Below are 13,043 nucleotides of genomic sequence, written 5' to 3' on the forward strand. Positions count from 1 at the left end.
ACGTCATTTTTTTTAGCCTGTCATGCATGTAATAACAAGTTGACACCTTGCAAGAGGGAGGGATAATCTTCGTTAAAAGTACCCGTGGAGCGCACATCGCGCTGGAGGTCATCGTGGGTGAACCGAGAAAACCCCCAAAGAGGGGCTCCGATCTTTACACCCCGGAGCAGCGTTTAAGAAGAGATTCGACCATTTGGACGATGGTTCAGGGGGTTTTGGCGCCGCTGCAGTTCCTTGCTTTCGCGCTGAGTCTGGTGTTTGTCATTAATTTTCTGGCGAACGGCACGGGCTATTCAGCGGCCGTGATTTCAATACTCATCAAAACGTTGTTTCTACTCACCATTATGGTCACCGGAGCCATTTGGGAGAAGGTTGTTTTCGGACGCTACCTGTTTGCCCCCGCTTTTTTTTGGGAAGACGTGGTCAGCATGCTGGTCATTTTTTTACACGTTGCCTATGTGGTGTCTTGGTTGTTCGACTTGCAGGCGCCTCGTGAGCAAATGTGGCTGGCGATCGCGGCCTACTCGGTGTACATCGTCAATGCCGCTCAGTTTTTGTTGAAGCTACGCGCTGCGAGGGTAGGGTCAACGCGAGGTGATGCTGAGTTGGGTTCAGAGTTTGCTGTAGAGGTGTCTAGATGACTGCTGAGGTGATTGCAGTTTCTGATTCTGAGGTTGTACCGGAACGGTTCCAGCCAGTTCAGGAGCGGGGCCAGCGTGCCGTTTTTTGCGGTTTGACCTCAATAATTTGGCTGCACCGAAAAATTCAGGATGCATTCTTTCTGGTGGTTGGCTCAAGGACCTGTGCACACCTAATTCAGTCCGCCGCTGGCGTCATGATTTTTGCTGAGCCGAGATTTGGGACTGCTGTTTTAGGAGATCGCGATCTGGCGGGTATGGCAGATTGTCACGATGAACTCGATAGAGTTGTGGCTCAGGTGCTCGCTCGTCGACCTGAACTGAAGAGTATTTTTCTGGTCGGCTCCTGCCCCTCGGAAGTGATTAAACTAGACCTCGATAACGCAGCAGGCCGTTTGGGCCGGGTGTACGAGGGTCAGGTTCGATTCGTTTCGTTTTCAGGTTCTGGTATCGAGACGACTTTCACTCAGGGGGAAGACAACTGTTTGGCCAGCTTGGCGTCTGACTTACCCACTGACACCACAGCCGAGGACCGGTTGCTGGTGGTGGGAACGGTCCCTGACATTGTGGAGGATCAGTTTCGACGCTTATTTACCCAGTTGGGAATCGGTCAGGTCGATTTTTTCCCAGGCAGTCAGTCGACGGATTTACCAGCTGTTGGCAAGAACACCAAAATGTTGCTTGCACAGCCCTTCTTGGGTGAGACGCTGCGGGCATTAGAGTCTCGTGGAGCGACGCTGCTGCCAGCGCCCTTTCCCTTGGGGGCAGAGGGCAGTGAAGCATGGTTCCGCGCAGCGGCTAACGCATATGGGGTGGCTGAGGAAAAGCAAGCAGAGGTATTGCAGCCCCCTCTGCAGCGAGCTAGGGCGGCGTTGGGAAAATACCGCACTGAATTGTCCGGGAAGTCATTCAGTATGCTGCCAGACTCTCAGCTGGAAATTCCTTTGGCGCGCTTTTTGGCCCGTGAGTGCGGCATGACGCCAAAGGAGGTGGGAACGCCTTATTTTGATGCAAGAGTTATGGCGGAAGAGGTGCCATTACTGCCTTCTGGAGTGGATTGGGTTGAAGGGCAAGACCTTGATCCAGCCCTTGACCGCGTGCGAGCTGCAAAGCCCGATTTAACGGTTTGCGGGCTCGGTATAGCCAACCCCCTCGAGGCCGAGGGTCTCAGAACAAAGTGGTCCATTGAGCTTCTTTTTACGCCGATACAGGGCTTTGAGCAGGCGGGGGATCTAGCGGAGTTATTCGCAAGGCCATTGCGCCGAGAGAGGGCATTGGAGGTGGGATCGTGGAGCTGACACTTTGGACCTATGAGGGCCCCCCACATGTCGGCGCCATACGAGTCGCGGCCTCTATGCGTGGCGTACACTTGGTGCTCCATGCACCTCAAGGTGACACTTACGCTGATTTGTTGTTCACAATGATCGAGCGCGACGGCAAGCGGCCGCCGGTGACCTACACAACATTTCAGGCTCGTGATCTCGGTGCTAGCACCGCTGAGAAATTCTTGAATACTCTGCAAGCTGCTTATGACCATCACAAACCTAGCCTCCTGTTGGTTGCTGATTCCTGCACCGCTGAGTTGTTACAAGATCAGCCCGGCACTCTCGCTGAAACCGCGGGTCTGCCAGTGCCAGTGGTGCCTTTGGAAATGGCAGCCTATTCCCGGAAGGAAAATTGGGGCGCTAGTGAGACGTTCTATCATCTTGTTCGTGCGGTACTGTCTGCACAGCGGAACTCTGAAGAAAAACCCGCGGATCAGGGTTCAAGTAATCGGCGTCGCACTGTAAATTTATTGGGACCCACCAAGTTAGGCTTTCGTTGCCGCGACGATATTCAAGAAATCCAGCGGCTTTTGCAGTCCGTGGGTATCGGGGTCAATGTGGTTGCGCCCTTGGATGCTGACATCAACGATATCAGTCGCATACCAGAAGCTGATGCTAACGTTTGTTTATACCCCGAGGTTGCACTAACGACCTGCACCTGGCTCGAGCGGAATTTTGGGCAGCCTGTTATTCGCACTGTGCCCCTCGGCTTTGGCGCCACTCAGGATTTTCTCGCTGAGCTGGCAGGCGTGTTGCAAGTCGACATCAGCGCGGAAGCGGTAGCTGATTGCCGGCTGCCTTGGTACAGCCGTTCCGTTGATTCGACTTATCTGACTGGTAAGCGAGTCTTTGTTTTTGGTGACGGCATGCATGCGATGACTTGTGCACGTGTGGCACAGCAAGAAATGGGTTTTGAGGTTGTTGGCTTGGGTACTTACTCTCGTGAAATGGCACGAGAAGTTCGTGCGATGGCTAAAGAGCTGGGTCTTGACGCGCTTATCACCGACGATCACATGGTTGTCGAGCAGGCGGTCAGCGAACTCAGACCTGAATTGGTGCTAGGCACTCAGATGGAGCGTCATATTGCCAAGCGCTTGGGCATAGGATGCGCTGTTATTTCGACCCCCGCCCATGTGCAGGACTACCCTGCAAGGTTCTCACCCCAAATGGGGGTTGAGGGCGCGAATGTCTTATTTGATACCTGGGTGCACCCATTAATTATGGGTTTGGAAGAGCACCTCCTACACATGTTTCGAGATGATTTCGAATTCAATGATCATGCAGCGCCTTCACATTTGAGCCACGGCGAAGGCACGCTGATGGCGGTTGAAGATAATAATGTTGTTCCCATAGTGGGAGTGCATTGGGAAGACGGTGCCGAGAAAGAGCTCAAGAAAATTCCGTTCTTTGTGCGTGGCAAGGCCAAGCGCAATACGGAACGTTACGCTGAAGAGCGCGGATTGACCGCAATCGACATTGAGACCTTGTATGAAGCGAAAGCACACTACAGCCGCTGAAGTGGGCATGGACGTCTCAATCCGCGTGGTGCTACTCACGCTGGATAACCATGTCAGTGCGGCTCTAGAGTCAGCTTTTATAAAGTTAAAGGGCGTTATGCCAGGCCTGCAGTTAGCGATTCATGCCGCTGCTGACTGGGAGGCGCGGCCAGAGAAGCTTGAGGCTTGTAAGGCCGATATTGCTCAGGGCGATATTATTATTGCCACAATGATGTTCATGGAGCCCCATATCGCTGGGGTTATTGATGCCTTGACGGCACGGCGTGATCATTGCGACGCAATGATCTGCTGCATGTCTGCTGGTGAGGTGATGAAGCTCACTCGAATGGGCCGATTCTCCATGGACGGTGAGCAGGGTGGCGCAATGTCGTTATTAAAGCGACTGCGCGGAAAAAGTACGACGGGTGGCAAGCCAAAAAATGTGGGTGCACAGCAGTTGTCGGTATTGCGTCGGTTGCCCCGAATTTTGCGTTTTATTCCAGGCACGGCTCAAGACCTGCGCATTTACTTTTTGATTTTGCAGTACTGGTTAGCGGGATCCGAAGAGAATCTCTCGCGGATGATTCAGCTGGTGGTGCGTCGTTATGCTGCCGGCCCTAGAGAGGAGCTGCGTAAGCTACCCGAGCCCGGTGCCCCCATTGATTACCCGGAAGTTGGTGTTTATCACCCCACAATTAAATCGGGAATCAGTGGTGACCTAGCAGCGTTACCCCGGAAGGTGCCATCCAGTAAAAGCCCAGTGGGAACGGTGGGCTTATTACTCATGCGGTCTTACGCCTTGGCGGGGAACAGTAGCCATTACGACGCAGTGATTAGGGCGTTAGAGGAGCGCGGTCTGCGCGTTATCCCAGCTTTTGCAAGCGGCTTAGATGCTCGTCCCGCCGTGCACCGATTTTTCATGGAGAACGAAGCCCCAATCGTTGATGCGGTTGTTTCGTTAACAGGGTTCTCTCTGGTCGGAGGCCCAGCCTACAACGACACCGATGCGGCGCAGGAGTTGCTTAAGACGCTCGATGTGCCTTATTTGGCAGTACAGGCTCTTGAGTTTCAGAGCCTTGAAACGTGGTCGGATTCCGCTTTAGGTCTCATGCCGATTGAAGCAACCATGATGGTTTCTATCCCAGAGCTTGATGGTGCAACAGGTCCAATGGTTTTCGGTGGCCGCAGCGACCAATCTTCAGAGATGCCCAATGCCATGCAGGCGCATGATGAACGCATTGGCATGTTGGCTGACCGTGTCAGTTGTCTCGTGAAATTGCGGCGGCGAGAGCAGCGTGACCGCAAAGTCGCCGTGGTGCTCTTTAATTTTCCGCCGAACTCCGGGGGCACTGGAACTGCGGCACATTTGGCAGTGTTTGAGTCGCTCTTCAACACGCTAAGAGCCCTAAAGGCAGATGGCTACCAGGTAGACTTGCCCGATTCGGTTGACGCACTTAGGGACCGGATCTTAATCGGTAACGCGGCGCAGCGAGGTACCGATGCCAATGTTTGCGCGACGATAAGTGTTGATGATCATGTCCGCAACGAGCCTTGGTTGGATGAGATTGAATCACAGTGGGGGCCGGCACCGGGTAAGCAATTGACCGACGGCCGATCTCTGTTTGTTCTGGGTGAGGAATTTGGCAATGTGCTAGTAACAGTGCAGCCGCCCATGGGCTATGAAGGCGATCCAATGCGCCTCCTGTTTGAAGGAGGGCACGCGCCGACCCACGCTTTCGCGGCTTTTTACAGGTATTTGCGAGAAACCTGGCAGGCCGACGCTGTGCTGCACTTTGGTACCCATGGCGCATTGGAATTTATGCCGGGTAAGCAGGTGGGTTTATCGGCTAATTGCTGGCCAGATCGCCTGATTGGCTCCCTGCCCAATTTTTACCTCTATGCCTCGAACAACCCATCAGAGGGTTTGATTGCTAAGCGCCGATCTGCGGCGACCTTAGTAAGTTATTTAACGCCCCCGGTGGCCAATGCGGATCTTTATCAAGAGTTGAAAACTCTGGGGGACTCCATTGATCGATGGCGCCGACGGGATCGGGATCAAGATGCCGACACACTCGCTGAACTGATAAGACTCATTCGAGAACAGGCAGAGACCTGCGACCTAAATTTAGTCAACTGGGACCAAGATGTAGAAGCCGCGATCGAGGATTTGCGCGCCCAGCTTAACGAGATTGAAGATTCGCTCATCCCTTACGGATTGCATGTCGTTGGTGAAGTCATGTCGCGGGAGGATCGGTTGTCTCTGCTGCAGTCCATCGCAGCGGCGCAAGGGCAATTCAAACCCAGTGAAACGCTTCTAAACCGGTTGCTTGATGATGCAGACCTTGCAGAGCTCACCGCGTTTCCAGAGCTCGCCGCCCACCCAGAAGCAGAGCGGGTCGCTTACCTTGAATTATTGGTATCGGCCAAAACTGCTTTGGGGCAAGACACTGAAATGCCTGCACTTCTCAGGGCGCTAGATGGGCGATTCATTCCACCCGTAGGTGGTGGCGACCTTCTACGCTCCCCGGATATGCTTCCTACCGGGCGAAATTTACATGGCTTTGATCCTTTTCGTTTGCCAAGTCAGTACGCGGTAAAAGAGGGCGATCGGCAAGCGCGGCAACTGCTGGAACGGCACCAACATGACAGCGACGAAGTGCCAACATCAATCGCGCTGGTTTTGTGGGGCACGGACAACCTCAAGTCTGAGGGCATTGCTATTGCTCAGGCTTTGGCATTGATGGGAGCCCAACCGCGGTTAGATAGCTACGGTCGTGTTTGTGGTGCTGAGCTTATTGATCTCGAGACATTAGGCCGTCCGCGAATTGATGTTGTGATGACGCTTTCAGGGATTTTCCGAGATCTTTTACCGTTACAAACAAGGCTGCTAGCCGAGGCGGCCTATCTCGCAGCGGTGGCGGATGAGCCCATCACGAAAAATGCAATTCGCGCTAACGCATTGGCCTATCAGGCAGAGCATGACTGTGATCTCGAAACCGCAGCGCTTCGAGTCTTCAGTAACGCCGAGGGTACTTATGGGTCTAACGTCAATATGCTAATTGATAGCGGCGCCTGGGAGAATGAAGACGAATTAGCCGAGACCTTTACGGCGCGAAAGGGTCATGCCTACGGCCGTCATGGCGCCGTGTCTCAAAATACTGAGCTGCTAACAGAGATGCTTTCGCGGGTAGATCTTGCGTACCAAAACCTAGATTCGGTAGAAATCGGTGTTACTACGGTCGATCACTACTTCGACACGTTGGGCGGTATCAGTCGGGCTATTCGGCGAACCGGAAGTGACAGCGTCCCTGTTTATATTGCTGATCACACCACTGGCAATGAAAAGATTAGAACTTTGGCTGAGCAGGTGGCGTTAGAGACTCGCACCCGGGTACTGAACCCCAAATGGTATGAATCAATGCTCGACCATGGTTACGAGGGAGTTCGTGCAATCGAGACCCACGTGACAAACACCATGGGTTGGTCTGCCACAACGGGGCAAGTTGCCCCCTGGGTATATCAGCAGCTGTCGGAGACCTTCATTCTTGATGCCGACATGCGTCAACGGCTCGCGCTGCTCAATCCTAAGGCCGCGTCACGCGTTGCTAACAGATTACTCGAGGCGCATGAGCGTCAATATTGGGATCCTGACGAAGCTTCTCTAAGCGCATTGCGCGAAGCGGGTGAGGATTTGGAAGATTGGATGGAAGGAATATCACCTGAGGCGGTCGCATGAATGTACGTAATAACCATATTCCCATAAAAGCTATCGACGCTGGCGGCAAGTCACCTGATGGTGACGGCAGTGTTCAAGTCCACTTGGATCCGCAGATTCAAATAGACAAAGCCAAAGTATTTGCTGTCTACGGCAAAGGTGGGATTGGCAAGAGCACGACCTCATCCAATCTGAGCGCGGCGTTTTCAAAGCTGGGTAAGCGTGTCATTCAGATAGGTTGTGACCCTAAGCATGATTCGACATTCACTTTGACTAAGGCACTTATGCCCACGGTTATCGATGTCCTCGAGTCAGTAGAGTTTCACTCTGAGGAGCTGCGCCCAGAGGATTATGTCTTCGAGGGCTATAACGGTGTGCAATGTGTCGAGGCTGGAGGTCCGCCTGCGGGCACTGGTTGTGGTGGCTACGTCGTTGGGCAAACGGTCAAATTGCTGAAGCAGCACCATCTGCTAGACGATGCGGACGTGGTTATTTTCGACGTCTTGGGAGATGTTGTGTGTGGCGGCTTTGCCTCACCACTTCAGCATGCAGAGCGTGCCGTAGTCGTGACCGCAAATGACTTTGATTCCATCTTTGCCATGAATCGTATTGCTACAGCAATTAATGCAAAAGCAAAAAATTATGGCGTGAGGCTAGGTGGTGTTATTGCCAATCGAAGCTCAGCCACCGATGAGATTGATCGGTTCAATGAAGCGACTGGTATGAAGCGGCTTGCACACTTCCCGGATCTTGATGTCATCAGGCGAAGTCGTTTAAAGAAATCGACGATCTTTGAGATGGGGGATGCAGAGGGCCTCGATCTTGTGCAGCGCGAGTATATGAATTTGGCTGAGCGGTTGTGGAATGGTACCGAAGCACTTCCGGTAACGCCTATGAAAGATCGCGAGCTATTTGATTTTCTTGGATTTGATTGATTAGGGACGGTGGATTAAACGTGGTGAGTTATGAACAGCGCCGGCAGGAAATCGAGCATTACTTTGACCGTACTGCGGCTGACACTTGGGCGAAGTTGACATCTGATGCCCCAGTAAGCCGCATCCGCCAGACTGTGCGTGAGGGTCGAGATACCATGCGGGCACAGTTACTAGGCTGGCTTCCTGATGATCTGGCCGGGAAGCGCATTTTAGACGCTGGCTGCGGCACGGGTGCATTCTCGGTGGAGGCCAGCCGTAGAGGCGCAGAGGTGGTGGCGGTAGACTTATCGCCAACGCTCATAGCTCTTGCTAGGGAGCGAGTGGGTAGCACGGCTTTGCGTGGCAGCATTGATTTTCGTGTGGGGGATATGGGTGATTTGAACCTTGGGACCTTTGACCACATCGTTGCCATGGATTCGTTAATTCACTACGAATCAGAAGACGGTCTGCGAACTTTGGCGGCAATGGCCGAAACGGTAACGACCAGTATTGTTTTTACCTTTGCCCCCAAAACTCCGCTGCTGGCGGCTATGCATAGTGTGGGTCAGTGGTTTCCTAGAGGTAATCGATCCCCGGCTATAGCGCCCATGGCGGTGTCGCAGCTGCAACGCGCGGTAAGCTCCCAGCCTGAGTTTGCCCAGTGGCAAATGTCGCGAGACTTTCGGGTTTCTCGAGGATTTTACATTTCTCATGCCATGGAATTGACGCGTAGATGATGATCTCCCGCCAAAATTTCGGTGAATTCATTCAGGGGGTAGGCACTCGTTGGCTACCTTTTGCGGATGCAGTCAGCGAAAATTTGGCCTTGAGTCGGCTGCTGCGTTTGGCGCTATTTCAAGTCTCTGTGGGCATGGCGGCTGTGATGCTCACAGGCACACTCAACCGCATTATGGTGGTTGAGTTAGGGCAGCCGGCCTGGTTAGTTGCGCTAATGGTTGCGATTCCACTATTGCTCGCTCCAGCTCGAGCGCTGGTTGGATTTCGTTCTGATTTCCATCGCTCCTATTTGGGGTGGCGTCGTGTGCCCTACCTCTGGATGGGTACGCTGATCCAGTTTGGCGGTTTTGCCATCATGCCTTTTGCACTAATAGTGCTAACTGAGCCTCATAACGGTCCGGCGATGCTCGGTCCCGCAGCGGCTATGCTCGCATTCATTCTCGTTGGCACCGGTATGCATACTACTCAAACCGCGGGCCTCGCCTTAGCAACCGACCTGGCGAGCGAAGAGTCTCGTCCTCGTGTGGTGGCTCTGCTCTACGTTATGCTTTTGGCCGGGACAGTTGTTGCTAGCCTTGGGTTTGCTCAACTGTTAGTAGACTTCACCTACCTTCGATTGATTCAGGTGCTACAAGGCGTCGCAATTCTCACCGTGTTGCTGAACTTTGTTGCGCTGTGGAAGCAAGAAGCAAGGCAGCCTCACCTTACTCGTCATGATCAAGTGCGCCCGCGTTTTATGGATGTTTGGCGCCAGTTCGATGGGCAGCCAAAAGCGCGACGACTTTTAGTTGCGGTGGCTTTAGGCACCATGGGATTCACCATGCAGGATATTTTGTTGGAGCCCTACGGCGCGCAAATTCTCAATATGTCTGTGAGTGAAACTACGCAGCTGACGGCTATTTTGGGTATTGGCATGTTGCTGGCATTTTTTGTCGCGGCCCGACTACTAGCGCGTGGTGTCGATCCTATCCGCATCTCAGCGGTAGGCGCGATGGTGGGTGTATTTGCGTTTTCTGCGGTCGTGTTTGCGGCACCCCTGATTTCGGAAACATTATTTAGGGTTGGAACTTTGGCCATCGGTGTCGGCAACGGTTTATTTGCCGTAGGGACCCTGACCGCCATTATGAATTTGGATCGAACAGATCAACTTACTGGCCTGACACTGGGTGTTTGGGGCGCGGTGCAGGTAACGGCTACAGGCGTCGCTATTTTTGCCGGTGGCGCTATTCGTGATGTGGTTGAGGGCTGGGTCAGCATGGGCCTAATGGGTACCGCACTTAATATGCCTACAACGGCTTATGCCGTTGTGTATCACATAGAAGTTTTCGTTCTGTTTGCCGCTTTAATCGCACTGGGACCACTAGTGCGTCAGCCCGGTGAGCAGTCACAGCAACCACGGGATCTGCGCCTCGCAGATTTTCCCGGATAACAAGTCACAACAGAGGAGCAATACAATGGGTACTGGAGCCATAACCGGTTACATTGATGTCGCACAGGTGGCGTTATACGCCTTTTGGATTTTCTTTTTCATACTGGTGTTCCATTTGCACCGTGAGGGCAAGCGCGAGGGCTGGCCCCTCGAACTTGACGGAAAAGGGGATACCTTAGTCGAGGGGGTGGGCGGTATGCCCATTCCAAAAACCTATGAGTTAGCCAATGGTCAGGGTAGTAGAACGCTACCGGGTCCCGCGCCCGCGAGCTATGAGTTAAAGGCCCAGCCAACGGGGCCGTCGACGGGCTTTCCTGTCGAGCCCACAGGCGATCCGATGGTCGATGGGGTAGGGCCTGCAGCATGGGCTACTCGCCCTGAAAAGCCAGATTTAACCATCGATGGTGAGCCGAGAATCGTCCCGCTCAGAGTCGATACAGATCACAAGGTCAATAGCCGCGATCCCGATCCAAGAGGTTGTGCGGTCATGGCCTGTGATGGCAAGCAGGGTGGTACGGTCGTTGACCTTTGGGTTGATCGAGCTGAGCCCCTGTTCCGCTACGCCGAAGTCGATGTCGGAGAGGGGACTCGCCTGCTGCCGATGACGATGGCGCGTGTGTCGAAAGATGGCACCGTGCAGGTTAAATCGATTCGCAGCGATCAGTTTGTTCAGGTCCCCAAGTTGGCGAACCCCGATCAAGTCACACTGCAAGAAGAAGACAAGATCACGGCTTTTTACGGTGGCGGTACGCTGTATGCGAGACCTGAAAGAAAGGAGCCTTGGCTGTGAGGGAATATGAATACGAGCCCATAAATGGGCTCCCTGAGGAGTTGCCCGAAGGTGAAGCGATTGTTTGGCAGGGCGCCCCTCAGTGGACAGCTCTGGCAAATCGCGTGTTTCAGGTTAGAACTCTTGCGTTCTACTTTGCCGCCCTGATTGGTATTCATGTTATTTACAAACTCATGGATGGAGCCAGCAGTAGTCACATCTGGGCTGGTGTGACTTGGCAGTTGACCTTAGCGGCGGTCTCGCTTGGTCTGTTGACTGGGGCTGCATGGCTATATGCCAGAAGTACCGTTTACACCCTCACCAATAAAAGGCTTGTGCTTCGTTCGGGTGTTGCGACACCGATGATGGTGAACCTGCCTTTGGAAAAAGTGAAAAGCGCGGGCTTACGTCTTTGCAGCGACGGTACCGGTGATATGTTGTTCACCCCCACGACAGACACAAAGTTGTACTACCTGCTGCTGTGGCCCCATGTGCGCTTATTGGGATTTCGTAACATTCAGCCGCTGTTTCGGGGTATACCGGATGCACAAAACGTGGCTCGTCTGCTCGCTAAAACGGTTCGGTCAGAAGGCATGACACCCTTAGAGGGGGAGTTAGCTCAAGGCGAAACTATGCAGACAACACGAGAAGAGGATTTTTCAAGTGGCCAACCCGTTGCCGCAAGCTGAAATGTCCGGAGAGATTAGACACATTCGCCGAGTGAGTGATCGGCTGATGGGGCTAATTGCTTTGGGCCTACTCTTTGTTGTGGCGGCGGTTTTGCTGGCCCGCACAACAGACAACATTGTGTTGGCCGACCCCCCTATTGGTGCCGTCATTGAAGGGAGAACGTTGCTGTTCAATGATGGACCGAAGGGAGAGGTGCAGATATCCGATGCCGCTAGCGGAGTGGTTGTTCGTACACTGTATGCTGGAGAGGGTAGTTTCATCCGTGGTGTCGTGCGAAGTTTGGTACGTACCCGTCACCAGCAAGGGCTCTTCGCACAGACTGGATTCAATTTGAATCTGTATGAGGACGGTCGCTTGCAGTTAGTCGATCCCCTAACGCATCAAGTGATTGACCTTGTCGCCTTTGGTCCCACCAACATGGCCGAATTTGCCGGCTTACTCACACCGGCACCAAGCGCACCTTTGGTCGCTGGCAGTACATGAACGAATTCGTTCTGGCGTTATTCGTAGCGTTGACCGGCTGGTGGTTTTCTACCGGGGTCATCTTATGGCTCGTGCATCGCCCAGAGCGATATCATCGGAACATCTTCGGATTAGCCACCATAACCATGCTTGTGGCGTTTTATGGTGTTCAAACCACAGTAACCGAATCGACCCCCCAGAGCGTTGTCACGGCTTTTTGCCTGGCACTACTGTTGTGGGGATGGTTGGAGATGGGGTATCTCATGGGGTTCGTTACTGGGCCGCGGAAAGAGGCTTGCCCCGACGGGGCCACCGCAGTGGCAAGAATGCGACTCGGGCTGAGGACGTGCATCTGGCATGAGTTGACGTTGTTGGTCATGGTCGCTGTGCTGGCTTGGCTAAGTTGGCGGCAGCCCAATCAAACTGCATTGTGGGCATTTACCGTGTTGTGGCTAATGCGATGGAGCAGCAAGCTGAACTTAGTGCTCGGTGTGCGTAATTACAATCAGAGCTGGTTGCCGGAGCGATTGGCTTATGTTCACTCCTACATTCCAAGGCGGCTGCTCAATCCTTTGTTTCCATTTTCCGTCACTTGCGGAGTTATCGTGAGTTTCTACCTTATAAATTCTGCGATTCAAGCGACTGATTTGGGTCTAATGATCGCTTTGACCCTCGCGGGGGCAATTGCTGCCCTGGGTACCCTCGAGCACCTGTTTTTGATGGCACCTTTAAAAGAAGCCGCGCTTTGGATCTGGGCTGCACCCACCCCGACGCCCTCGGTCACCAAAACGAGATCCCAGTCGCAGTAAACTTAAGTAATTATAAGGTTTGGCACAAAAACAGTGATAAACAAACTTGACGCCAACA

11 protein-coding genes are annotated in these 13,043 nt (G+C 53.3%); all 11 read left to right on the forward strand.

The annotated features are described in order from the left end of the window. The first annotated feature begins 113 nt into the window (after positions 1-113). The 11 genes from bchF to puhE are packed head-to-tail and all read left to right on the forward strand — an operon-like array spanning position 114 to position 12,985. Positions 114-641 carry a 2-vinyl bacteriochlorophyllide hydratase gene (gene bchF, locus ACMAY6_RS06620; RefSeq protein WP_435215519.1) on the forward strand — a complete coding sequence of 176 codons (528 nt, stop codon included), beginning with the start codon at positions 114-116 and terminating at the stop codon, positions 639-641. Next, a complete protein-coding gene (locus ACMAY6_RS06625) occupies positions 638-1,936 on the forward strand; it encodes a ferredoxin:protochlorophyllide reductase (ATP-dependent) subunit N (RefSeq protein WP_435215520.1) in 1,299 nt (432 codons plus the stop codon). The genes bchF and ACMAY6_RS06625 overlap by 4 nt, the downstream gene beginning before the upstream one ends. After that, positions 1,927-3,480 carry a ferredoxin:protochlorophyllide reductase (ATP-dependent) subunit B gene (gene bchB / locus ACMAY6_RS06630; protein WP_435215522.1) on the forward strand — a complete coding sequence of 518 codons (1,554 nt, stop codon included), beginning with the start codon at positions 1,927-1,929 and terminating at the stop codon, positions 3,478-3,480. Before ACMAY6_RS06625 ends, bchB begins: the two co-directional genes overlap by 10 nt. Next, positions 3,452-7,195 (forward strand): magnesium chelatase subunit H, encoded by a 3,744-nt coding sequence (locus ACMAY6_RS06635; RefSeq protein ID WP_435215524.1) that lies wholly within the window; start codon positions 3,452-3,454, stop codon positions 7,193-7,195. The genes bchB and ACMAY6_RS06635 overlap by 29 nt, the downstream gene beginning before the upstream one ends. Then, complete coding sequence (gene bchL, locus ACMAY6_RS06640) at positions 7,192-8,109, forward strand: ferredoxin:protochlorophyllide reductase (ATP-dependent) iron-sulfur ATP-binding protein (RefSeq protein ID WP_007234715.1); 918 nt, start codon at positions 7,192-7,194, stop codon at positions 8,107-8,109. Before ACMAY6_RS06635 ends, bchL begins: the two co-directional genes overlap by 4 nt. A gap of 20 nt (positions 8,110-8,129) precedes the next feature. Beyond that, on the forward strand, positions 8,130-8,825 hold the full coding sequence (gene bchM, locus ACMAY6_RS06645; RefSeq protein WP_435215526.1) for a magnesium protoporphyrin IX methyltransferase: 696 nt from the start codon (positions 8,130-8,132) through the stop codon (positions 8,823-8,825). Continuing rightward, the gene (locus ACMAY6_RS06650) at positions 8,822-10,255 is read left to right on the forward strand and encodes a BCD family MFS transporter (RefSeq protein WP_435215528.1); all 1,434 of its coding nucleotides are present in this window, start codon (positions 8,822-8,824) and stop codon (positions 10,253-10,255) included. The genes bchM and ACMAY6_RS06650 overlap by 4 nt, the downstream gene beginning before the upstream one ends. 25 nt (positions 10,256-10,280) lie before the next feature. Next, on the forward strand, positions 10,281-11,045 hold the full coding sequence (gene puhA / locus ACMAY6_RS06655; RefSeq protein ID WP_435215530.1) for a photosynthetic reaction center subunit H: 765 nt from the start codon (positions 10,281-10,283) through the stop codon (positions 11,043-11,045). Beyond that, the gene (gene puhB, locus ACMAY6_RS06660; RefSeq protein ID WP_435215532.1) at positions 11,042-11,713 is read left to right on the forward strand and encodes a photosynthetic complex putative assembly protein PuhB; all 672 of its coding nucleotides are present in this window, start codon (positions 11,042-11,044) and stop codon (positions 11,711-11,713) included. Before puhA ends, puhB begins: the two co-directional genes overlap by 4 nt. Then, positions 11,688-12,197 (forward strand): photosynthetic complex assembly protein PuhC, encoded by a 510-nt coding sequence (gene puhC, locus ACMAY6_RS06665; RefSeq protein ID WP_435215533.1) that lies wholly within the window; start codon positions 11,688-11,690, stop codon positions 12,195-12,197. Before puhB ends, puhC begins: the two co-directional genes overlap by 26 nt. Continuing rightward, a complete protein-coding gene (puhE, locus tag ACMAY6_RS06670; protein WP_435215535.1) occupies positions 12,194-12,985 on the forward strand; it encodes a putative photosynthetic complex assembly protein PuhE in 792 nt (263 codons plus the stop codon). The genes puhC and puhE overlap by 4 nt, the downstream gene beginning before the upstream one ends. Positions 12,986-13,043: the final 58 nt, after the last annotated feature.

Origin of the sequence: Luminiphilus sp. nBUS_16, from assembly GCF_051201645.1 — a bacterium.
Classification (GTDB): Bacteria; Pseudomonadota; Gammaproteobacteria; order Pseudomonadales; family Halieaceae; genus Luminiphilus.

Excerpts from the sequence above, each read along its gene's own strand:
- ACMAY6_RS06625 (WP_435215520.1), top strand. The coding sequence starts at position 638 with ATGACTGCTGAGGTGATTGCAGTTTCTGATTCTGAGGTTGTACCGGAA.
- ACMAY6_RS06635 (WP_435215524.1), top strand. The coding sequence starts at position 3,452 with ATGAAGCGAAAGCACACTACAGCCGCTGAAGTGGGCATGGACGTCTCA.
- ACMAY6_RS06650 (WP_435215528.1), top strand. The coding sequence starts at position 8,822 with ATGATGATCTCCCGCCAAAATTTCGGTGAATTCATTCAGGGGGTAGGC.
- puhA (WP_435215530.1), top strand. The coding sequence starts at position 10,281 with ATGGGTACTGGAGCCATAACCGGTTACATTGATGTCGCACAGGTGGCG.
- bchL (WP_007234715.1), top strand. The coding sequence starts at position 7,192 with ATGAATGTACGTAATAACCATATTCCCATAAAAGCTATCGACGCTGGC.
- puhE (WP_435215535.1), top strand. The coding sequence starts at position 12,194 with ATGAACGAATTCGTTCTGGCGTTATTCGTAGCGTTGACCGGCTGGTGG.